22 protein-coding genes are annotated in these 22,215 nt (G+C 68.5%); 11 read left to right on the forward strand and 11 right to left on the reverse strand.

The features are described 5' to 3' along the window. Window positions 1-16: 16 nt before the first annotated feature. The 6 genes from OG405_RS12750 to OG405_RS29205 form a co-directional block, all read right to left on the reverse strand. Window positions 17-778, reverse strand: a complete 762-nt coding sequence (locus OG405_RS12750; RefSeq protein ID WP_327151843.1) for an ABC transporter permease — start codon at window positions 776-778, stop codon at window positions 17-19. Next, window positions 775-1,929, reverse strand: coding sequence for an ABC transporter substrate-binding protein (locus tag OG405_RS12755; RefSeq protein ID WP_327151844.1), 1,155 nt, complete (start codon window positions 1,927-1,929; stop codon window positions 775-777). The genes OG405_RS12750 and OG405_RS12755 overlap by 4 nt, the downstream gene beginning before the upstream one ends. After that, window positions 1,926-2,657: an ABC transporter ATP-binding protein gene (locus tag OG405_RS12760; RefSeq protein WP_327151845.1), complete on the reverse strand. Its 732-nt coding sequence runs from the start codon at window positions 2,655-2,657 to the stop codon at window positions 1,926-1,928. Before OG405_RS12760 ends, OG405_RS12755 begins: the two co-directional genes overlap by 4 nt. Beyond that, on the reverse strand, window positions 2,633-3,670 hold the full coding sequence (locus OG405_RS12765; RefSeq protein ID WP_327151846.1) for an acyl-CoA dehydrogenase family protein: 1,038 nt from the start codon (window positions 3,668-3,670) through the stop codon (window positions 2,633-2,635). Before OG405_RS12765 ends, OG405_RS12760 begins: the two co-directional genes overlap by 25 nt. Beyond that, window positions 3,667-4,188, reverse strand: a complete 522-nt coding sequence (locus tag OG405_RS12770) for a DUF4242 domain-containing protein (RefSeq protein WP_327151847.1) — start codon at window positions 4,186-4,188, stop codon at window positions 3,667-3,669. Before OG405_RS12770 ends, OG405_RS12765 begins: the two co-directional genes overlap by 4 nt. A 100-nt stretch (window positions 4,189-4,288) precedes the next feature. After that, window positions 4,289-4,375, reverse strand: coding sequence for a putative leader peptide (locus tag OG405_RS29205; RefSeq protein ID WP_442790753.1), 87 nt, complete (start codon window positions 4,373-4,375; stop codon window positions 4,289-4,291). 56 nt (window positions 4,376-4,431) lie between these two features. On the opposite strand from OG405_RS29205, the gene OG405_RS12775 reads away from it, so the two are divergent. From OG405_RS12775 to OG405_RS12785, 3 genes are all read left to right on the forward strand, one after another. After that, window positions 4,432-5,025, forward strand: coding sequence for a TetR/AcrR family transcriptional regulator (locus OG405_RS12775; protein ID WP_327151848.1), 594 nt, complete (start codon window positions 4,432-4,434; stop codon window positions 5,023-5,025). 96 nt (window positions 5,026-5,121) lie between these two features. Further along, window positions 5,122-6,081: an endonuclease/exonuclease/phosphatase family protein gene (locus OG405_RS12780; RefSeq protein WP_327151849.1), complete on the forward strand. Its 960-nt coding sequence runs from the start codon at window positions 5,122-5,124 to the stop codon at window positions 6,079-6,081. 369 nt (window positions 6,082-6,450) lie between these two features. Continuing rightward, window positions 6,451-7,326 (forward strand): sulfurtransferase, encoded by an 876-nt coding sequence (locus OG405_RS12785; protein WP_327151850.1) that lies wholly within the window; start codon window positions 6,451-6,453, stop codon window positions 7,324-7,326. Between the two features lie 152 nt (window positions 7,327-7,478). Here the strand turns inward: OG405_RS12785 and OG405_RS12790 are convergent, their stop codons facing one another. After that, window positions 7,479-8,006, reverse strand: coding sequence for a ferredoxin (locus tag OG405_RS12790; RefSeq protein ID WP_327151851.1), 528 nt, complete (start codon window positions 8,004-8,006; stop codon window positions 7,479-7,481). Window positions 8,007-8,481: 475 nt separating this feature from the next. Here OG405_RS12790 and OG405_RS12795 point away from each other — a divergent pair, with 475 nt between their 5' ends. Then, window positions 8,482-8,859 (forward strand): MmcQ/YjbR family DNA-binding protein, encoded by a 378-nt coding sequence (locus OG405_RS12795; RefSeq protein WP_327152320.1) that lies wholly within the window; start codon window positions 8,482-8,484, stop codon window positions 8,857-8,859. A gap of 374 nt (window positions 8,860-9,233) precedes the next feature. On the opposite strand, the gene OG405_RS12800 is transcribed toward OG405_RS12795, so the two are convergent. After that, a complete protein-coding gene (locus OG405_RS12800) occupies window positions 9,234-9,632 on the reverse strand; it encodes a helix-turn-helix domain-containing protein (protein ID WP_327151852.1) in 399 nt (132 codons plus the stop codon). A gap of 299 nt (window positions 9,633-9,931) precedes the next feature. Between OG405_RS12800 and OG405_RS12805 the strand changes: the two genes are divergently transcribed. From OG405_RS12805 to OG405_RS12820, 4 genes are all read left to right on the forward strand, one after another. Beyond that, entirely contained in the window at window positions 9,932-10,507 is a 576-nt protein-coding gene (locus tag OG405_RS12805) for a TerD family protein (protein ID WP_327151853.1), read from the forward strand. Between the two features lie 15 nt (window positions 10,508-10,522). Further along, window positions 10,523-11,212, forward strand: a complete 690-nt coding sequence (locus tag OG405_RS12810; protein WP_327151854.1) for a TerD family protein — start codon at window positions 10,523-10,525, stop codon at window positions 11,210-11,212. Window positions 11,213-11,361: 149 nt separating this feature from the next. Further along, window positions 11,362-12,786, forward strand: coding sequence for a hemolysin family protein (locus OG405_RS12815; RefSeq protein ID WP_327151855.1), 1,425 nt, complete (start codon window positions 11,362-11,364; stop codon window positions 12,784-12,786). Continuing rightward, a complete protein-coding gene (locus OG405_RS12820; protein ID WP_327151856.1) occupies window positions 12,779-13,816 on the forward strand; it encodes a hemolysin family protein in 1,038 nt (345 codons plus the stop codon). The genes OG405_RS12815 and OG405_RS12820 overlap by 8 nt, the downstream gene beginning before the upstream one ends. Window positions 13,817-13,960: 144 nt before the next feature. On the opposite strand, the gene OG405_RS12825 is transcribed toward OG405_RS12820, so the two are convergent. Next, window positions 13,961-15,103 (reverse strand): Glu/Leu/Phe/Val dehydrogenase dimerization domain-containing protein, encoded by a 1,143-nt coding sequence (locus OG405_RS12825; protein ID WP_327152321.1) that lies wholly within the window; start codon window positions 15,101-15,103, stop codon window positions 13,961-13,963. A 366-nt stretch (window positions 15,104-15,469) separates the two neighbouring features. Here OG405_RS12825 and OG405_RS12830 point away from each other — a divergent pair, with 366 nt between their 5' ends. The 3 genes from OG405_RS12830 (at window position 15,470) to OG405_RS12840 (ending at window position 17,964) form a co-directional block, all read left to right on the forward strand. Continuing rightward, the gene (locus OG405_RS12830; protein WP_327151857.1) at window positions 15,470-16,468 is read left to right on the forward strand and encodes a LysR family transcriptional regulator; all 999 of its coding nucleotides are present in this window, start codon (window positions 15,470-15,472) and stop codon (window positions 16,466-16,468) included. A 121-nt stretch (window positions 16,469-16,589) separates the two neighbouring features. Further along, entirely contained in the window at window positions 16,590-17,687 is a 1,098-nt protein-coding gene (locus OG405_RS12835; protein WP_327151858.1) for a WD40/YVTN/BNR-like repeat-containing protein, read from the forward strand. A gap of 13 nt (window positions 17,688-17,700) precedes the next feature. Then, the gene (locus OG405_RS12840; RefSeq protein WP_327151859.1) at window positions 17,701-17,964 is read left to right on the forward strand and encodes a MoaD/ThiS family protein; all 264 of its coding nucleotides are present in this window, start codon (window positions 17,701-17,703) and stop codon (window positions 17,962-17,964) included. A 30-nt stretch (window positions 17,965-17,994) separates the two neighbouring features. Here OG405_RS12840 and mug read toward each other — a convergent pair whose 3' ends face one another. Both mug and car read right to left on the reverse strand, forming a co-directional pair. Continuing rightward, entirely contained in the window at window positions 17,995-18,585 is a 591-nt protein-coding gene (gene mug / locus OG405_RS12845; RefSeq protein WP_327151860.1) for a G/U mismatch-specific DNA glycosylase, read from the reverse strand. Between the two features lie 95 nt (window positions 18,586-18,680). After that, on the reverse strand, window positions 18,681-22,187 hold the full coding sequence (car, locus tag OG405_RS12850) for a carboxylic acid reductase (RefSeq protein WP_327151861.1): 3,507 nt from the start codon (window positions 22,185-22,187) through the stop codon (window positions 18,681-18,683). Window positions 22,188-22,215: the final 28 nt, after the last annotated feature.

Consider the following 22,215-nt stretch of genomic DNA (forward strand, 5'->3'; position numbering starts at 1 on the left):
GGGACTTGCGCGACGATCAGCGGCGGTCGAGGGCTACCCGGGACAGTGTGTCCAGGGCGTATCCGATGACACCGATCACCACGATCACCGCCATCACCTGGTCATAGGCGAGCTGGTCGCGCGCATTGAGGATCTGGTAGCCGAGACCCGAGCGCACGCCGAGCATCTCCGCCGGGACGAGAACCACCCAGGCGATCCCCAAACCGATCCGAATGCCCGTCTGCACCTGCGCACGGATCGCGGGCAGGATCACCGCCGCGAGCTGTTCTCGCCGGGAGGCCCCGAACGAGCGCGCGACCAGCAGCAGCCCGGGATCTATCGCCCGGACCCCCGCCGCCGTGTTCAGCACGATCGGCCACACCGATGCGGCCGCGACCAGGAAGATCACCGGCTGGTTCCCGATACCGAACAGCGCCACCGCGATCGGCGCCCAGGACAGCGGCGAAATCATCCGTAGGAACTGCACCACCGGTGCCACCGCCTGTTCGGTGGCGGCGTGCAGTCCGAGCAGCAGCCCCAGCGGGATACCGACGGTGACCGCGATCAGCAACCCCACCAGCAGGCGCCACATACTGACCGCGATATCCGGGAGCAGCACCCCGCGGTCGAACAGTTCCCCGACCGCAGCGGGGACATGCTGTGGGCCGAATTCGCGCAGCAGCGAATCGGGTCCGGCAAGCAGATCGGTGAGTATCCACCACAACAGCAGGGCGGCGGCGACCGCGGCGAGACGGGGCAACCAGGAGGCGGTCCGGGGCCGGGTGTCGACGGTGTTCACGATGGGTCGATCTCCTCGATGCGGGTGAGCCGGTCGGGCAGGCCGAAGGCGGCCGGACCGCCCGCGTGGGCGAGCGCGGCACGAACGAAACGGTCGTCGACGAGTGCGTCGTGTACCCGGTCCGGGTCCAGGGCGGCGAGGAAGCGGGTATCGCCGTCGACAACGGTGTCGTGCATGGCTGCCACCAGCGCGGTGGTGAAACTCGGGAAGGGGAAGGGCTGGAATCCGATCCGCTGCGGCTGCCAATCCGGGTGGCGGACCGGGAGCGTATCGGGATAGGTGAGAGCCTTGGTGATGGCGGGCAAGGGCTGTGGCAGGTAGGCGCCCGCGAGTTGTTTCGCGGCAGCCGGACGGTCGGCACCGATGCGCAGCTGCGCCGCGACGACCGCGTCGGCGACCGCCTGCGCGGCCGCGGGACGCCGGTCCAGCAGCTCTTGGTGCACGACCAGCGCGCAGCAGGCGTGATCACGCCACAGGTCGCCGAGGAACCGGTGGATTCGGCCGACACCGCGGAGTTCAGCGACGGCGTTGAACGGGTCGGCCACGGTGAAGGCGCTGATCGAACCGTTGGCCAGCGCCGGGACCATATCCGACGGGCTCATCACGACCAGTTCCACCGTCCCCGCCGAACGTGAGGCCGCGCCACGGATCACCGGGCGTAAACCGTTCGCGCGCAGCAACTGCTGGATCACGATGTTGTGGATGGACCACCAGAACGGGATGGCGACCTGGGTTCCGGCCAGCTGCCCGAGTTCGGTGATCCCGGACGCGACCGTCAGCGCGGAACCGTTGGTGTGGTTCCACCCCAGCACCCGCGCCGGTGCGCCGAGACCGAACCGCAGCTGGACCGCCATCGGCATCAGCAGGTGCACGATATCGACCTGCCGGGTGAGGAACGCTTCGGCCAGCGCCGCCCAGCTGCGGAACAACACCGGTTCGGCGAGATCCGCGGCCGCGGCGCCGCGGTCGGCGACGAGCAGCGGTGCGGCATCGGTGATCGGCAGATAGCCGACCCGGAGTCGCTCACCGCCGGTATCGCGCCGCTGCGCCGCCGCCCGGCCCAGGTCGGCCAGGCCGGCGAGACCGCCCGCCGCGACGAGTCCGGCACACCCGCAGAGCAATCCCCGCCGCGATATCGACGGGGCGCTCACGACGTCACCGCCGAATCCCGGTAGCGGTCGATGATCCGCTGCCGCAACCGGTCCCGTTCGTCCGCAGCACCGAGCTCGCGGAACTCTTCGCGCACCGTCGCGCCCGCCCCGATGAGTACGATCCGGTCGGCGAGCCGGAGGGCTTCGTCGATATCGTGAGTGACCAGCACCGTGGTGCAGCCGATCTCCCGGACCAGATCGGCCAGCCAGTCCTGGAGGTCGGCGCGGACCGCCGGGTCGAGCGCGCTGAACGGTTCGTCCAGCAGCAGCAGTCGCGGCCGCACCGCCACCGCCCGGATCACCGCGACCCGTTGCGCCTGCCCGCCGGAGAGCTGATCGGGCCGCCGGTCGGCGAGCCCGGCCAGGCCGAAACGGCCGAGCAGTCCGTCCACATGGTCCGGGTCGAATCCGCTCCGGTGTCGGGCGAACCGGCCACCGAACCGGACGTTGTCCCGGACGGTGAGCCAGGGCATGAGCAGCGGCTGCTGGAAGACCATCCCCGTAGCCGGGTTCTCGGCCTCCCCCGCGGCCCAGCTGATCTCGCCCTCGTCGAGCCGGTCCAGGCCGGCGACCACGCGCAACAGCGTCGATTTACCGCTACCGCTGGCACCGAGCACCACGAGCAGCTCACCGGTGCCGATCCGTAGATCGACGTCGTCGAGCACCGGGTCGTGCCGGCCCGGATAGGTTTTGCGAGCACCGGCTAGTCGTACTGCGACAGTTCCCACCGCAATTGGCCTTCCGAGGGGGATTGGACAGGGAGGAAGGCGGCTTCCCGGAACCGCCGATTGGTATCGCAGTGCAGTGCGTAGCCCGCGCCGCCGCGCAGCGTGGATTCCAAGCGGCTCGCGTCGACGGCGGTACACGCCGCGTCGAGGCGCAGGCGGATGAGCTCGGCGGGCGGCGTCGCATGCGCGTCGGCGGTGTATTCGCGCAGACGCCGCCGCACCGCCGAGTACCGTCCGGCGAGAGCCCGGTGCTCGCCCCGGAACTGGGCGCCGAGTCCGTCCAGCCGGTCCCCCGCCGCACGGACCGCAGTCCCGGCGGCACCGGCGCAGAACGCCGTCTGCAACAGCAGGAACACCGGGCGGATGGTCGCGCAGAAAGCGGGAAGATCGGTGGTGACCAACTGGTCTTCGCGCACCTCGACCCGGTCGAAGGCCAAAGCGGTCGAGGCCGTCGCACCCAGCGCCAGCAGCTCCGGCGCCGACCGGATCCCCACACCGTCGGCATCGGCACGCACCACCCCGACCCGGCCGCTTCCGTCCGAGCCCCGGAACGGGAACACGATCAGCGAATCCGGGAAGACATTGGAGGCCCAGGCGATCGGTCCGGAGACCCGATCGCCGTTCACATCGTCGGCGCGCAGGGGCAGTTCGCCCAGGCCCGCCAGGTGTTTGAGCGCCGCCGCCATCGCGGTGACACCGATCTGCCGACCGGAGGCCAGTTCGTCCAGATACCGCTCGCGCACCGAACCGGTCGCGCGCCGGACATATTCGAGTGCCATCCGCTGAGCCCACAGTGAGAACGCGGCCGCGAGACTCTCGGCCGCGACCTCTTCGATGACACCGGCGATTTCGCGGATATCGGAACCACCGAGCCCGGCGTCGAGCAGGCCGCGCCCGCCGATCTCGGCGATATCGGTACGAGTGTCGGTGTGGCCCGTATCGAGGTCGGCGGCACGAGTGCGGACGAATTCGGCGACTGTCCGCCCGGCGGCGGAGGTGACGGTGGCGGTCATATCCGCGGATCTGCCAGTTCGTGCAGCCGGTCCACCGGCGTGTTCACCGCGTCGCGGGCGCGGCGCACCGCGGCTTCGTCGGGCGCGTCGTAGAAGCACAGGCATTTGGCCGTGTCCTCGCGGACGTAGGTGCGCAGGAAGCTCACCTCGGGTACGTCGGCGTATTTGGGGGCATTCGCCTTTTTCCTGGCCAGGTAGGTGTTCATATCGATCTCGGCCGGGATATCCCATTCGACGAGATATCCGGCGCCCGGCCGCGCGGCCTTTATCGCGGCCAGATCGGCGCCGACCAGGCGGACTTCGTGCGGACCGTCGACGGCCTCGGCGAGCAGCTCCGGTGCCGGAAGCGCGGGAGCCCGACAACCCGCGAATTCGGCGATCGCGAAGATCCGGGCGGCACCGGCGGTGACCTGGGCTTCGATCAGCACTCCACCTTCCTTCTCGGCCCGCGCGCCGAATTCCTCGATGGTGCGGGCCGCAGGGCCGGTGGGCACGAGTTCGTACAGATACAGGGACATGGGCAGCCGCCTTCCAAGGGGTGGAATCTGTGAGAGTGCGCGGCCGCGACGGCGGCCGGTGAATACGCGAACGGATCGCTACGCGGTACGCGGAGCGTGATCAGCGCCGGTGACGACAGGCAGCGTTGGCCACGCGCACGAGGTCCACGTGCAGGCGGCGGGTCAGGTTGCTGCGGGTCACGGACACAGCCTATCGGTAGATAGAACGATCTGTCTATATCGGGAAATGGTTATGGTGGACACGTGGCCACAACAACGGAGTCCGCGGCACCGGCATCCGCCGAACGGCGCGGCAAACCGGCGCCGGCGCAGCGCCTGCTCGATACCGCGACCACCCTGTTCGCCCGGCACGGTATCCGCGCGATCGGCATCGATCGGGTCCTGGCCGAATCCGGGGTGGCACGTGCCAGTCTGTATTCCAGCTACGGCTCCAAGGACGCACTGGTCATCGCCTATCTCGAACATCTGGACCGTCGCGATCGCGCCCGCTGGAACGAAGCCACTGCCGAGATAACCGATCCAGCCGACCGGATCCTCACCTTCTTCGACCTCGCGCTCGCGTCCGCCCCGGACCGCGGTTTCCGAGGCTGCCAATACGCCAATGCCGCAACCGAATTCCCGGACGAGGCCCTCGCGCCCGTAGTCGCCCACCGCCGCTGGATGCTCGACACCCTCATCGAACTGCTGCGAGCCCGCCGCGCCCCCGATGCCGCTGGACTCGCCCGCCGAATCCAGCTGATCTACGACGGCGCCCTGGCCGGCTCCAAACTCGAGCACACGGTGGAACCACTGCGCCTGGGCCGATCCCTTGCCGCCGACCTCCTCCGCGCCGACTGACCACACTGCCCACACCAGCATGCCCCTGCCAGTGACAGAGCGGGACGTCCTACCGTGGCCGCCCCCCGGTTCGACCTGTGTGCTTGGCTTGCGGATGTGAATTCGAAACCGGTCCGGATCGGTGCCGATGTGCTCGCCTGGTCCGCGACCTTCGCCGGCGCCGCCGGGATCGGGCTGCACTTCAGCCATTCGTCCGCGCGGTTGCTGGTCCTCGCGGCATCCGGTGCGCCATACCTGATGGGTTGCGCGCTCGTCGGCGCCGCCGCCTTCGCCGCCGGTCGGCGGTGGAGTGGTGCCGGGCTGGCGCTGCTCGTCGCCGCGGCCGGGGTATGGACGCAGCTGCCGCTGTATCGGTCCCACGCCGCGGACGACGGGCGCGCGGTGACGGTGATGCAGGCCAATCTCCTCTTCGACGGCGCCGATCCACGGGCACTGGTGGACGAGATACGAGGACGGCGGGTCGATCTGCTGACCGTCGACGAACTCACTCCCGCCGCGATCGAGGCACTCGGCCGGGCCGGACTCGACGCGATACTGCCCCACCGGTATCTGTCCCCCGGCCGGACCGCGGCCGGTACCGGGATCTGGAGCAGCTATCCACTGTCGGAAACCGTCGAATACGACGGATACGTGCTGAACCAGCTCTCCGCGACGGCAACCGTCCCGGATATCGGACCGGTCACCGTCTACGCTTTCCATCCCGTGCCACCGGTGTACGGAACGCGGGTATGGGCCGACGAGCTGTTGCGGCTGGGCGAGATCCTCGAGCGGTCCCCCGCGGACCGTCCGGTGATCGTCGGGGGCGATTTCAACGCGACCTACGATCACGCGCAGTTCCGCGCGCTGCTCTCCGGACGTTTCGGCGACGCCGCGGTACAGGCGGGCGCGGGGCATCTGGTCACCTACCCGACCGACAAGAGGTGGCCGCCGCTGGTCGGAATCGATCACATCCTCGTCGCCGGGGGGCATGCGGAGGCAGTGGAGACGATCGAGGTGCCCGGCGCGGACCACCGAGCTCTGGTGGCCCGGATCCGCCTCCCCACCGACGAGCAGTAGCGACCGCGCGGCTGCCTCGCTTCCCGCAGGTGATCCCTTGGACCACATCATGACTCGCAGCGCCCGGTCCAGGACATCGACAGTGACCACAGCAATTCCCGGACCGATCACTCAGAGAACCGAACGGTTGGATTTCTACCGAGTCGGTACTCTAGATACCCCCGGAAGTGCAGTCCAGAATTCGCATCTCGCAGATTCGAAACCCACAGCCCCGGCGAACTCCACGGCCGGGCGACCGCGGCATCTTCCCGGCTGACGACCCCGCAGGCGCTGCTACCATCCGGCTGTGCCGTCGTCGGCCCATCGGCGCCGACCGCCCCGCGGGGTGCGAACTCGGGACGGCGGGCCCGCAGAGGTGGAGGCTGTTCGATGACTACTCGCGCTGAGGTGTTCACCACCGCCGGCGAACTGGCGGACGCACTCGCCTCCGGCGCACCCGTGACGCTGCTCGATGTGCGCTGGCGGTTGGACCGTCCCGACGGCCGGGAGGACTACCGTGCCGGTCACCTGCCCGGCGCCGTCTACGTCGACCTCGACCGCGCATTGTCCGACCACTCGGTGACCGGCCGCGGCCGCCACCCGCTGCCCGACGGCGCGGCACTGCAACGAGATCTGCGGTCCTGGGGTGTGCGCGACGGCGTACCGGTGGTGATCTACGACGACTGGAATCGCGCGGGTTCATCGCGCGCGTGGTGGGTGCTCACCGCCGCCGGGCTGCGCGATGTGCGAATTCTCGACGGCGGCCTCGCAGCGTGGCGGGAGTCGGGCGGCCGCCTCGACAGCGGGGATACGACCCCGACTCCCGGCGATGTCACTGTCACCCGGCCCGACCTCTACTCCGGGGCGCGCGGCGTCGTGACCGCCGAGGAGCTGGCCGATATCGTCGCCGACGGCACTCTCGTCGACGTTCGCGCACCGGAGCGGTACCGGGGCGAGGACGAACCGGTCGATCCCGTAGCCGGACACATTCCGGGTGCCGTCAACGTCCCCGCCACGGCCCTGCTCGACGAATCGGGCCGATTCCGGCCGGACGAAGAGGTCCTCGCCCGATACCCGGGATCGGACCCGAGTTCACCGGAGCCGCTGGCCGTCTACTGTGGCTCCGGGGTGACGGCGGCGATCGCCGTCGCCGCGCTGACCGCGGCCGGGCGCGAGGCGAGCCTGTTCCCCGGTTCGTGGTCGCAGTGGAGCGGGGACGCGTCCAATCCGGTCGAGGTCGGCGAACCGTCGGCGACCGACGCCTGAGCCCCTGGGCCGGGCGACAATTCGCCCAGGTCCTTCTCGATCGGTTGCTTCCCGGACAAGGGGTTGCCGGCGGAGCCGAAGGATCTCAGACGGCACTGTCGCTGTCGCGGCGATCCGCCTCCGGCTTTCCAGCTGGCACCTCACGGGCGCGGCTAGAGCTCCGGCAGCCGATCCGTCAGTGTCGGAGAGCGCCGCTCGTCGAGCCAGAAGAGATAGATCCGCAAGTGCGCGGCCAGCTCACCGTCGAGATAGGCGGCGTAGTCGCGAGCGGCAGCAGCCATACCCTGTCCCGACTTCTCGTCGTCGGCCACCCATGCCTCACGCCGGTCCGCCAGGTACTCGCGGATCCGGCCTCGGTCGCGCCACCATTCCCGGACCGCTACCGGTGTCCAGTACTCGTCACCGTTACAGCCGTAGCCGGAGAAGACCTCCGCCTCAGCAGCGTCGACCAGCTGCCGGAGTTCTTCCGTCGTTCGGGGCTGACGGTAGACGTACTCGGTGTAGTACTCGCCTTCATAGAGCACCAGCCCCGGCGCGTGGAGTCGCCCGGTAGCGCAGTTGTCGGTATCGGCCCCGTAGAACGGTCCGGGCACGTTGAGCCACTTCCGATCCACCCATTGCCCGCGGAACGACTCGTGCGTGTCACCCAGCAGTGGTACCGGATCGAAGTAGAGCTCCACAGCGGAAGGGTAGCCAAGAACTGAGAGGATTCGCCGGACAGGACCTAGTCCGCCCGCCCGGCCCCGGTCAGGTGGTCACCCAGGACACCGGCCCCGGATTCGGCGAGCCAGTCGCCGAATGTACGCAGACCCGGGTGGATCACCCGCAGCGCTTCGATATCGGCGTGCCAGCGGTGACCGTCGCGCCACCGCTTCCTGACCTCGGCGATCGCAGATATGCGATGCCCTCACCGCCGATCAGAGCTGCCCGCACGCCGTACTCGCGACCGCGGCACTTCGCTTCGGTGAAACATTGGAACGCCTACTGCACAACGCGAAACAGGCGCGTGCCGCCGACCCTGATGTGCAGGTGGCGGATCTGACCGCACTGACGGTCGGCGGTGCCGCGATCTGGGCGGCGCATCGGAATCGGGCCCGCGGTGCGCGGCTGGTCCGGCAACTCGCGACACCGGTTGACCGCGTTAGGGTGACGGCCATGGCCGAGACGCCCCTGACCCGGTTGCGCGAGCTGTGCACCGCACTGCCCGAGACCACCGAACGACTCAGTCACGGCGAACCGACCTGGTTCATCCGGGGAAAGAAGACCTTCGTCATGTTCGCCGATCACCATCACGACGATCGGCTGGGATTCTGGTGTGCGGCACCGCCCGGCGCCCAGGAAGCCATGGTCTCCGCCGAACCCGGCCGATTCTTCCGCCCGCCCTATGTCGGCCATCGCGGCTGGCTCGGTGTCTATCTGGACGTACCGGTCGACTGGGCGGAAATCGGCGAGATCGTCACCGACGCCTACCGCACCGTGGCGCCGAAGACACTGGTGTCCCGGCTGGACGAGCAGGATCCGGCCTGCGGGTGAGGTGACCCGGACTCTCTCGGCCGAGCTTCCGGGGGCTCAGTCCGGCCACGGTGCGGCCGAAGAGCCGATCCGCCAGGGCGGCGCGATCTGCTGTTGCAGCGCTCCCGCCGCGGCCGGTGCCAGTCCGGCCCGGCACCCGTGTCTCGAATTCAGAATTGCCACCCGACCCTCGGAATCTCTGCGCGTTCGGCGGTTACCGCCGGATCGTATGGATCACCGGACCTGTTGCGGCACCGTTGGATTCAGGGTGAGGCGAAGCGTGCGACAGGCCCACACGACAGTGGTGCCGGGTGCCTGTGCGGGCACCCGGCACGGCGACCACGACCGACCGCCCCACACGCCTGCGGACCACCCACGTAGCGCAGCGGCACGGTTCACAGGATCGGGATATCGGGCGGCAGTTGCAGGGCAACGGTGATCAAGGAGTGGATGCGGGCGCTGATCACCGTCAGCAGGCCGTGGATTTCGGCGGGCGCGGTCTCCGCCGCGGAGTGCAGCAGTTTCAGATCGTCGTCGATACTCTCGAGCACTCGGCCGATATCGCCCGGTCCGGCGGCCAGCGCGGTGGCGATCTCCTCCAGGGGCACCCCCTGTGCCTCCAACCGGCGGATGAGCTGGACACGGACGATATCCGCGATGTCATAGAGCCGGTAGTTGCCGCTGGTCCGTTCGGCGGGAGTGAGCAGGCCGAGGCCGGTGTAATAGTCGATCGTGCGCGGGCTGACCTCGGCGCGGGCGGCGAACTCGCCGATTCTGAGCAGGGACGCGGGCACGGGTCACCTCCTTCCGCCACCGACAACCATACAGTGGTGCGTGCTAGTGTCGGATCTATGTCCGCACGCGCGACTCGGCAAACTCACAGCGCCACCGGCACGGGACGGCCGGGGGGCCGAATCGCCTGCGCGTGCTGATCCGCTTCGGCCGGAATACGATTCGGGCAACATTCGCGCACGCATGGTGTGGCCGGCCGGTTCCCGAGTACGGTCGGGCGATACCGCCTGTGTCGCCGCCGGGTCGCCGGATGAGCGAGGCCGGACAATCGATGAACCCTCGAGAATCAGGAGAACCCGGAATGAGTGTCAGTCTCGCCAAGGGCGGCAATGTCTCGTTGTCCAAGCAGGCACCGAACCTGACCGCGGTGGCGGTCGGGCTGGGATGGGACGTGCGATCGACGACGGGCTCGGATTTCGATCTCGATGCCAGTGCCATCGCGACCGGTCCGGAACAGAAAGTGGTCTCCGACCAGCATTTCGTGTTCTACAACAATCTGCGTTCCCCCGAAGGCAGCATCGAGCACACCGGCGACAACCTCACCGGCGAAGGTGAAGGCGACGACGAGGTGATCCATGTCGACCTCGCCGCCACGCCACCGACGATCACCAATATCTTCTTTCCCGTCTCGATCCATGACGCCGACGCCCGGCAGCAGTCGTTCGGCCAGGTACGCAATGCGTTCATCCGCGTGGTGGACCGCGCGAACGGCACGGAATTGGCCCGCTACGACCTGAGCGAGGATGCCTCGACCGAGACCGCGATGGTGTTCGGCGAGCTGTACCGCAACGGCCCGGAATGGAAATTCCGCGCCATCGGTCAGGGGTACGCCTCCGGGCTGGCCGGGATCGCCCGTGACTACGGCGTGAACGTCTGACCCGGGAAACAGACGATGGGAATCGACTACACGAAGAAATCCGGGCCGTCGGGGCCGCCGCGCACGAGCGGTGGCTCTGCGGCCGGCCCGGCCAAGTTGACCTTGACCAAGACCGAGCGCCGGGTCGACCTCGCCAAGAGAGGTGAGCGCCAGGGTGTGATGCGGGTGAACCTGAACTGGACGAACCCACAGCCCGCGCAGAAGAAGACCGGATTCTTCGCCAAACTGCTCGGCGTCGGCGGCGGAGTCGATCTGGACCTGGGCTGTCTCTACGAACTGGCGGACGGCTCCACGGGTGTCATCCAGGCGCTGGGCCGGAGCTACGGCGACGCGCACAAGCCTCCGTACATCGCCCTGGACCGCGACGATCGCACCGGCGCGGTGTCCGGTGGCGAGAACCTGCACATCAATCTCGCCGATCCTGCGGCGTTCCGCCGGATCCTGATCTTCGCGATGATCTACGAGGGCGCGCCGAACTGGGCGGCGGTGGACGGCGTGGTCACCATGTTCCCGACATCCGGGCCGCAGGTCGAGGTGCGGTTGGATTCGGCTGTCGATGGGGCCCGTATCTGCGCGGTCGCGTTGCTGACCGCTGCCGATGGTGGCCTGACCGTGCAACGCGAGGTCGAATACATCAGCGGTAGCCAAGCCGATCTCGATCGCGCCTACCAGTGGAATATGCGCTGGGCGGCGGGCCGCAAGTAGCGCGACGGCCACCACGCGGCCGACCGATGGACCCTTACCGCTCCCCCGCAGAGAGAGCTCATGAAACGCGCATCGCGCAAACGAAAACATCGACAGCCCGGCTCGACCACTGACGACCGCCCTCCCCGATTACCGGCCGGGGTGCGACCGTGCTGACCGTCCTCAACATCCTCGCAGGCATCGGCATCGTCGTACTCATCACGGCGTTCACCGGGTATTTCGTCGCCCAGGAATTCGCCTTCATGGCCGTGGACCGATCCAGGCTGAAAGCACGGGCTACCGGCGGCGACAAGGCGGCCGCCCGGGCACTGCGAGTCACTCGCCGGACCTCGTTCATGCTTTCCGGCGCGCAGCTCGGCATCACGGTCACCGGGCTGCTCGTCGGATATGTCGCCGAACCGCTCATCGGCCGCGGGCTCGGCGAGCTGCTGGGCGGAGCCGGGGTGCCCACTGCGGCCGGGGCGGCCACCGGCGCGGTACTGGCGATCGCGTTTTCCACCCTGGTGCAGATGTTGTTCGGGGAACTGGTGCCGAAGAACCTGGCCATCGCCCGCCCCGAACCGGTGGCCCGGCGACTGGCCGCGTCGACGACGGCGTATCTGAAATTCTTCGGGTGGTTGATCCGATTGTTCGACCGATCGTCGAATGTGTTGCTACGCGTGCTGCGTATCGAACCGGTGCACGATGTCGAGCATTCGGCCACACCTCGCGACCTCGAACATATCGTCGCGGCGTCCCGTGATTCCGGGGAACTGCCCGCCGAATTGTCCACACTGCTCGACCGTATCCTCGACTTCCCGACCAGTACCGCCGAGCATGCCATGGTCCCGCGCGCGCGGGTCGACACCGTCCATATCGACGACCCTGTGCACGAGGTACTCGCCCGGATGCGGACAGGCCATACGCGCTATCCGGTCGTCGGTGAATCCAGCGACGATCTGCGCGGAGTGATCCACCTCCACGACCTGATCGACGGCCGCCCCACCGGCACCGCCGCCACCCGGCTGCGGCCCGCGGTCCTGGTGCCGGAATCCCTGCCGCTACCCGAAGTGGTGGACCGGCTCGGCGCCGACCGTGAGGAGATGGCACTGGTCGTCGACGAATACGGTGGTTTCGCGGGCATCGTGACGGTCGAGGATATCGCCGAGGAACTCGTCGGTGAGATCGCCGACGAGCACGACCCGGGCGTCGCCGCGGATATCGTCGCCGAGGGCGACGGCTGGCTGATGGCCGGGGCCGTCCATCTGGACGAGGCCGAACGCTGCCTCGGGATCACCCTGCCAAGCGGCGATCACGAAACCCTCGCCGGACTGGTCATCAGCGCGTTCGGCGGACTTCCCGAGGCCGGTGACCGCGTCCGCATCGCCTTGCGAACCGACATCGCCGAATACCTCGACGATCCGGCGCGGCCCGCACGCACCCTGCTCGCCGAGGTCCGGCGGGTCGACAAACATGTTCCCTCGTCGGTGTTCGTCACGGTCCGGACCGCGCCGGAAGACCGCAGCACGGAAGAGTGCGGCACAGAAGACAGCGGCACCGAAGACAGCGGCATGGAGGACAGCGGTGATGAGTAACCCCTGGGTCGTCGCGGCGATCACGATCGGCTTGATCGCCGCCAGCGCCTTCTTCGTCGCGGTCGAGTTCGCACTCATCGCCGCCCGCCGGCACCGGCTCGAGGACGCCGCCGAAACCAGTAGCGCCGCCCGCGCGGCACTACGCAGCTCTTCGGAACTGTCGGTGCTGCTGGCCGGCTCCCAACTCGGAATCACGGTATGCACCCTCGCGCTGGGCGCGGTCACCAAACCCGCCGTGCACCACTGGCTCACACCGCTGTTCGAAAATCTCGGTGCCCCGCTCTGGGCCGCCGACGTCCTCGGATTCGTCCTCGCGCTGATCGTGGTGACATTCCTGCATCTCGTCGTCGGTGAGATGGCACCCAAATCCTGGGCGATCGCACATCCGGAAAAATCGGCCACGATCCTGGCCATTCCCATGCGCGCGTTCATGTGGTTCACCCGGCCGCTGCTCACCGCACTCAACAGCGCCGCCGACCGGTGCCTGCGCGCGGTGGGGGTCACGCCGGCCGGTGAGGTCGAATCCGGACAGGATCCCGCCACACTGCGCCATCTCGTCGAACACTCCGCGACCATGGGCACCCTCGACGAGCGGTATCACGGCAACCTCATCAGCGCCCTCGAACTCGAACAGCTCACCGTCGCCGATATCGTCCGTGCGGATTCCCGCCCCGGCGCCGTCGCCCCGGACGCCGGACCCCGAGCGATCCAGGCGATTTCACGCGAGACCGGGCACCTGCGCCTGCTCGTCCGCGACGGCGAGCGGATCGACGGCTTCCTGCACGTACGCGACAGCCTCCAGGGCGAACCGGGCATCACCGCGCGGCGGCTCATGCGGCCGGTACTGACCCTGGAGACCACGACCAAGGTGTACGAAGCACTACGCACGATGCGGGAAACCCGCAGCCACCTCGCCGTGGTCAGTGCCCCCGGCGACACCACACCCATCGGACTGATCACCATCACCGATGTTCTCCAGCGCCTCCTGCCCCGGCCCGCCACCGGGCAGGCGATGACCACGCTCGACTGAGTACTCGCACCGAGCATCTCGACAAGATATGGCGACTCCCAGTGCCCGGCCCGGCGGACGATCGAGATCAGGCGACCGGCACGCACCTGGCCGCCAGGGGTTTCCGGCGACCGGGTGCGGGTACTCGGCGATTGTGTCCACGCATCACGGTATGACGACCGCGCCCATCAGCGGTGCCGGTTCGTCGGCCCAGCGGTGCCCGGATTCACGCGGGGTGATCGCTTGATCGGCCCAGGCGGCGAGGAGCAGCGCGACTTTGCCGTGCATGATGGTGCGCAGGCGATCGAACGAGTTCTGTGGGGTGTCATCCACTTCTCCGAGCAGCAGCCACCACGCCCAGGCCACCGCCCCGGCGTTCGCGACGAAGTCCGGCAGTACCGGGATGCCGCGCGCGGCGAGCATCGTCTCGGCTTCCGGTGTGGTGGCGGCGTTCGCGGCCTCGACGATGATCCGGGCGCGGACATCGAACGAGTTGTCGGGTGTGATCGCGTAGGAGATCGCCGCCGGGACCAGGATATCCACCTCGGCGGACATGATCGCGGCGCGCGGCAACTGCTCGATGCCGGCGGGCAGCCGGGAACGGTCGATCTCGCCGAAACCGTCGCGCAGATCCAGCAGCACGGGAATGTCGAGACCCTCGGCGCAGTGCAGGGTACCGGCGGCATCTGCCACAGTGGTGACCTTCATCCCGGCCTCGTACAGGTAGTAGGCGGCAGCCCCGCCCATGGTGCCGACGCCCTGGATCGCGACGGTGGTCGCGGCGGGGACCTGACCCCACCAGACCGCGGCAGCCAGGCAGGCGTGGGCGACCCCGTAACCGCCGATCACGTCACCGAGCAAGAAACCACCCTCGACCGCCGCGTCCAGCCCGCGACGGACCCGCTCCAGCGTCGCGGCCGGATCGTCGGCGCGCCGGATCGCGGCGTGATAGCTCTGACCCAGGCCGAGCTTCTCGAAGACCTCGTCGATCAGATGCTGCGGCACCCCCAGGTCCTCGGCAGTTACCCAGTGCGAGTCGATCCAGGGGCGCATGGCCTCGCAGAACCGTTCCAGCACCTCGACGGCGCGCGGATCCTTGGGGTCGAAATCGATCCCGCCCTTGGCGCCTCCGATCGGCAGGTCGAAGGTCGCGGTCTTGTTGGCCATACCGCGAGCCAGATCCTCGACCTCGGTCACCGTGCAGCCGGACCGCATCCGGGTGCCGCCGGTGGCGAGACCGCCGCGCAGTGTGTGGACGACAAGATATCCGACCGCGCCCGTGATCGAGTCCGTCCACTGCAGGCGCATATACGGCTCGGAACGACGGAGCGCGGGGGTGAGCGTCACTGCCGCCGGTGCGGCCGGAACAGCCGGTGCGACCGGAACAGCTTGCGCGGTAACTTGTGCGGCGCCTCCGGCCGGTTCCTGCATCATCGTCATGGCGAACCACCTCCTCTTCGTGTTCGTGCCGGACACACCATCACCCAAGGAGAAACGCCGAGTCGCGTGATCCCCTGTTCGGACCACGTCGTCCCCGGCCGATGGCTCGATCCCGGTCCAACCAGCCTGCATTCGTACCCGACCGCGCGTCTATTAACGGTTCGTTGACGGCAGTGTTCAGCGTTCCTGCACAACACTCGGCCGTGACGACACCGAACGCCTAGGCTCATTGACATGGATCTGTCGCTGGCCCGGCTACGAATGTTGCGTGAGCTGCATCGACGCGGCACGGTCACGGCAACCGCGACCGCGCTGCACTACACCGCCTCGGCGGTGTCCCAGCAGCTCGCGCAACTGGAACGCGATGTCGGCACCCGGCTTTTCGAGCGACGGGGGCGCCGGCTACAACTCACCGATCTCGGAGTGCTGCTCGCCGAGCATGCCGAGGAGATACTCGCCTCGGTCGAGCGCGCGACCCAGGCGCTCGAGGACGCCGGGGAAACAATGTCCGCCACCGTCACCGCCGGTGTCTGGGCCTCAGTGGCGTCCGGCCTGCTACCGGATGCGTTGACCACACTCGCACGCACCCACCCCGGTATCTCGGTGCGCACGCGGGAACTCGCGCCGGAGGCGACCGCCGCGGCGGTCCGCGACGGGGCACTCGACCTATCCTTCGTTCTCGACTACTCGAACTACCAGATGACCTGGGACAGCGGTCTGGAACGCGCGGTCATCGCCGTCGAACGAATCTATGCCGCCGTCCCGCCCGGGGCGGTCCCGACGCCCATTGTCACCCTGGCCGAACTGGCCGAACATCCATGGATACTCGCGCCCGCGCGCTCGCATTTCGGGCATGCCGCCCGGCTGGCGTTCCAATCGGTAGGAATAGGACCGCGGATCGACCACGAGGTCGAGGAGCAGGCGACCGCGATGGCGATGGTGGCGTCCGGCCTCGGCGTCACGCTCGTCTCCGACCTGGGCTTGGCGCTCCGGCCACCCGGAGTGGATATCGTCGCACTCGGCGACGTGCTCACCCGGACCGTCTCGCTGGCCTACCGCACCAACACGGCGCGGCGGGCGGCGTTGCTGCTCGTCGTCGACGCGATCCGGACCACGGCGGCCGAGAAAGGCCTGGGCGCCGATACCACACCGACGGCCGTGGCCGGCGCGGAACCTGTTCCGCCCCAGGCCGAAATATTCGATCCGGCAACCAAGGGCCCCCGTATCGGCTGATCGCCGCGCACCCACCGCAAGCACCCGAATCGACGCGCCCGGCACGTTCGGGCATCTCCGCTCGTGGTCGCGGAGTACGCTCGCACGCGTCGGCGTGGCGGTGACTACCTGGAGGTCGGCGATGGATGTTCTACTCGGAATCGGGACCCGTAAAGGTCTGTTCCTGGCGCGTAGCAGAGACGGCCGGTCGAGCTGGGAGGTGAGTCGACCTGGGTTCGCAGTGGCCGATGTGAAGGCATTGGCGATCGATACCCGCCGGCCGCGGCCGCGGGTCCTGGCCGGAGTACTGGACAGCCATTTCGGCCCGACCATGGTCACCAGCGATGATCTCGGCGAAACGTGGAGCGAGCCGGACGACGCTCCGCTGGCATTCCCCGCGGATACCGAGGCGGCGTTACAGGGTGTCTGGCAGATCGCGCCCGCGACCGCGGCCGAACCGGATGTGGTGTACGCGGGTGCCGAGCCGTCGGCCCTGTTCCGCTCCTCCGACGGCGGGCGGACATTCGAACTGGTCAGGGGGCTGTGGGAACATCCGCACCGGACCGAATGGACGCCGGGCGGCGGCGGGCTCGCACTGCACACGGTCATCCCGCACCCGGCGGATACGCAGCGGATCGCCGTGGCCATATCCACCGGCGGGGTCTATCAGACCACCGACGGCGGAGCGTCCTGGAAGCCGACGAACAAGGGAGTCACCGCCGATTTCATGCCCGGCGAACTGCCGGAGTGGGGACAGTGCGTGCACAAGGTCGCCATGGACGCGGGTACCCCGAGCACGATGTATCTGCAGAACCACGGTGGTGTGTTCCGCACCGTCGACGACGGCGCGAGCTGGCAGTCCATCGACGGTGGGCTGCCGGCGTCCAACTTCGGTTTCCCCATCGTCGCGCACCCGCGCCGCCCCGGCGTGATCTACACCTTCCCGCTGGTCGCGGATATGGAGCGGTTCCGCTTTCCACCCGATGCCGAATGCGCGGTCTACCGCAGTACCGATGCCGGTGAAAGCTGGTCGGCGCAGACCCAGGGGCTCCCGCGGACGCCGTTCTGGGCGGCCGTCATGCGCGACGCCATGTGTTCCGACGATGCCGACCCGACCGGAATCTACTTCGGCACCCGCAACGGTGAGGTCTACTGCAGCGCCGACGAGGGCGAGCACTGGCAGCTGGTTGCCGACAAACTGCCGGATGTGCTGTGCGTGCGCGCCCGGGTCATCGGATAACACCGTGGCCTGCGTGCGTCTGCCGTCCGCGCTGCGGACCTATGTCGGTGGCGAGCGGGAACTCGATGTCGACGGCGCGACCCTGAGCGAGGTGCTCGACGTTCTCCGCGAGCGGTCACCCGCGCTCGAACGCCGCCTTCGCGACGAGAGCGGAGCATTACGCCGCTACGTCAACTTCTATGTCGACGGCGACGAATGCCGGATGTTGCGGGGCTCTGACACACCGCTCGGGGCCGGTACGGAGGTCATGATCATCCCCTCGGTCGCCGGTGGGTGATTCGGCCGAACCCGAAGTAGCACCGCGGTGCTACCCGCCGGATCGCCGCCGGTCCTCCGGAACGCTGTCCGCCGCCACACGGAGACCGCGGAACTCGGTGGCCAACGCGTCCAGGGTGTAATGGGCGTTGAGGCCGCTGGGGTTCGGCAGTACCCATACCTCCGTGGCATCGAACGAATCCGGTTGGCGCCCGACGGTCGTGCGTGGTCGGCCGAACGCGGTCCGGTAGGCGCCCAGGCCGAGGACCGCGAGGATCCGCGGCCGGTGCCGGGCCACCCGTTCGGCGAGAGCTCGTCCGCCGTCGCGCAACTCCGCCGCGGTCAGCTCGTCCGCTTTCGCGGTCGTACGGGGCACCACGTTCGTGATGCCCAGTCCCAACCCGAGTAGATCGTCCTGCTCGTCCGGCCGGAACAGTCGCGGCGTGAACCCCGATCGGAACAGTGCGGGCCAGAAACGGTTTCCGGGCCGGGCGAAATGGTGCCCGGTCGCCCCGGACCACAGTCCCGGGTTGATCCCGCAGAACAGCACACGCAGATCCGGTGCCAGCACATCGGCAATGGTCTTCCCACCCGCGGCCGCCAGGTCCGCGGGGGTGGGACGGTATGCAGCGGATCGGCCCATCCGCCCAGTCTGCCAGTGGCCGGACAGCCGTGTTCTCGACCCGGACCCGGACCCCCTCGGCGCTGAGTACGTTATCCAACGATCACGCCCGCCCATCACAGCAGTCCCAGCAGCTCGAGGTCGGCCGCGTACTTGACGATGATCTCCGGCGTCACATGCGGAATATCCTTGGCTGTACCGATTTCCGCCGCCCGCACCGCCGCCCGGAAGCGGTCGGTCGGCGCGATGGAGCCGTGCACCACCTGCTGCGGTTTCCGGTAGTTGTCCAGCAGCGGCAGCAGCGAGTACCGGCGCTGCCGCTCCGGCAGCGCACGTACAGCGGTCTCGAATCGCTGCAACCACCTGCCGTAGCCGGGTATCCGTTCGATGGGGTGGCCGGCCTCGATCAACCAATCGACATAGGTGTCCAGCGAGATACCGTCGTCGTAAGGGTTCATCACGTGGTAGGTCCGGAACCCGCTCCCCACCCGCGCACCGAGCGCGGCCACTGCCTCGGCGATGAAACCGACCGGGAGCCCGTCGTAATGGGCCGGTTGCCGGCGGCCGTCGGCATCGAGTTCGTAGAAGGAGCCGGGCGCCGTACCGGTGGCTTCCAGGCTCAGCACCAACCGGGTGAACATATCGGGGAGATTCAGCTGACCCGCGTACCCGGTATCGGCCAGGATCATATCGCAGCGGAACACCGCGACCGGCAGACCGCAGAGATCGCCGACCTCTCTGAGCAGCACCTCACCCGCCCATTTGCTGTTCGAGTACCCGTTGGCGTAGCCGCGGTCGACCGAACGGCCCGGGCTGATCACCCGGATATCGGAGTCCTCCGTGAACACGGACCGGTCGATCTGATCACTCACACCGATCGTCGAGATGTAGGTATAGGGCTTCTGCCTAGTCGTCAGCGCGAGGCGGATCAGCTCGGCAGTGCCCACGACATTGGGACCGAACAGTTCGCGGTAGGGCAGGACATGATTGACCAGGGCGGCCGGATCCACGATCAGATCGACTGTATCCGCCAGCCGCGCCCAGGTGGCGTGGTCCAGCCCGAGCTCGGCCGCGCTCTTGTCGCCGGCGACTACCTCGAGGTGGCCGGTTGCCGATTCCCGATAGCGGGCGGCCAGTTCCGGATCGGTGTCGAAGATCGCGTCCAGCCGCGCCCGTGCCGCCGCATCGTCCGGCGCCCGCACCGGGCAGATCAGCGTGCCGCCGGTGCGCGTCAGCCGTTGCAGCCATTCCAGCACCAGGTGTCGGCCCAGGAAACCGGTCGCGCCGGTCAGTAGGACGGTCCGCACCCGCTCCCTCGGCTCCGGAAGATCCGGCGCGGCCGCGAGCGTGGCAGGGTCGAGGAACTTTCCGAGCGTCAGATCACCGGCGTGCACCGCGGTGGCCTCGGCACCGTGCACCTCGGCGAAGGTCGGTCGCTGGACGCCGCCGTTCTGGTCGTCGATGTAGCCGGCGAGAGCTCGCAGATCGGTGGCCGGGCCGATGATGAAACCCACCGGCACCTCGATATCGAAGATCTCCCGCAACAGCTGCGCGAAGGTCAGCGCCGACAACGAATCTCCGCCCAGATCGGTGAAACGCGCGTCCGGACGCATACCGCCCGTCGTCGCGCCGAGTAGCGCGCCCGCCGCGCGGACAACAGTCGCCAGCACCGGGCGGCGGTGTCCGTCGCGGCGCAGCGCGCGCAACTCGCCGGCCTCGGCTTCGGCCAGTTCGGCGTACAGCTGCTCCAGACGGGCGCCGTAGCGCTGCTTCAGATTCGGCCGGGCGAATTTGCGGATCCCGGTGAGCAGACCGTTCTCCGGGGTGAACGGCCGCGTCTCGACGAGGAAGTCACGCGGGATCTCGTAGGACTGCAGACCGGCCGATTTCGCGACCTCGTGCAGCGAATCGGCGATCAGCGGTTTCAATGCGTCGATGTCGCCACCGGTTCGTTCCGCCGCGCCCTCGATCGGTACCACCACCGCCAGCGGATAGGACCGGGTGCTGTTGCCGTAGACGTAGATCTGGCGGACCAACGGGCTCTCGGCGAAAGCCGCCTCCACTGTCGACACCGTCACGAATTCGCCCTGGGACAGCTTCAGGACGAAACTGCGCCGATCGAGGTACACGAGTTGATCGGGACCGACCTCGGCGAAGATATCGCCGGTGTGGTACCACCCGTCGGCGTCGAACACTTCGGCCGTCGCATCCGGGCGCTCGTAGTAGCCCGGGATCAGTGCCTCGGATCGAATCAGCAGTTCGCCTCTCGGGTACGGCCGGTCGGTGTGGAAGTAACCGAGGTCCCGGACGTCGTCCAGCCGGTAGTCGATCACCGGTGGCCGGCGCAGCCTGCCGTCGACGGCGATACTTCCGGCCTCGGTGGACCCGTAGCCGTCGACGAGGTGCAGATCGAGGAAGGATTCGACCCACGCCCTCAGCTCGGGCGAGATCGGCGCCGAGCCCGTGGTGGCGGCCAGGTACCGACCGCCCAGCAGGTCACGGCGGAGTTCGGCCGTCACCGCTTCCTCGACCCCTGCCGCATCCGCTGTACCGGCGGCACGGCGTTGGACCACGCCGCGGAACCGCTGGAACAGCATCTCCCAGATCCGGGGCACGAAGGCCAGCTGGGTGGGCCGGACCGAGGCCAGATCATCGAGCAGCGTCGACAGATCACTTCTGGCGGCGAAGAAGACGGTCCCCCCGCGGGCCAGCGCGGTGTAGAGGATCGCGCGCCCCATGATGTGGCTCATCGGCATGAAACCGAGCGCGATGGCCGGTTCGGTGCCACGCTGACCCCACCGCTCGCTGGTCGAGGCCCGCCATTGGTCGGCGACCAGCCGTTCGGTGATCACGGCGCCTTTGGGTGCTCCGGTACTGCCGGAGGTGTAGATGAGCAGCGCCGGCGAGTCCGGTTCATCGGTCGGCGGCGGGTGTACCGATGGCAGTGCGGCACCGCGGGCGTTGACATCGGCCAGGTGCTCCACCGGCACCGAACCGGCCAGTTGCGCCACGGCAGATTCGAAGGTCGCGCGCTGGTCGTCGGCCCGCGGGTGGTAGTCGAACACGATGAGCCGCGCCGAGCGGCCGGTCCGCACCAGCTCGACGGCATCCGAGAGGTGATCGATACTCGACGCGATCACGGTGGGCCGGGTTTCGGCGACGACCGGCCGCAACTGCGCGGCGGTAGCGCCGGCCTGTAACGGCACGGCCACCGCGGCCAGCCGCGTCAGCGCCATGTCGACGAGGGTGTAGTCGACACTGGCGAACCCCAGGACACAGACGCGGTCACCGGGTCGCACGGGGTCACCGGCGAGTGCCGCCGCGATCGCGCCGGCCCGGTCCCAGGCCTCGCGATAGGTGACGGTCTCGAAGTGGGGCCGCAGTTCCGCCGTGGTACGACCGGTCCCCGGGTCGGTGACGAACTCGACTGCGCGCTGCCCGACTGCGGGACGCCGCGCATAACCGTCCACCACGATCTGCGCGACCTCGAACGGTCGCAGTCCGGGTTTCTCCGCCCGCGCGGTGACCGACGGGTCGGGGCGGGCAGCGGCGAACTGCGGGTCGGTGCGGTACAACGCCGCGATGCGATGCTCGAGCCTGGATTCCCGCGTTTCAGTCGACATCGGACTCACCTTCGAAACTCGTAATTCG

The sequence above is a fragment of the Nocardia sp. NBC_01329 genome (assembly GCF_035956715.1).
In the GTDB taxonomy this organism is placed as follows: Bacteria; Actinomycetota; Actinomycetes; order Mycobacteriales; family Mycobacteriaceae; genus Nocardia.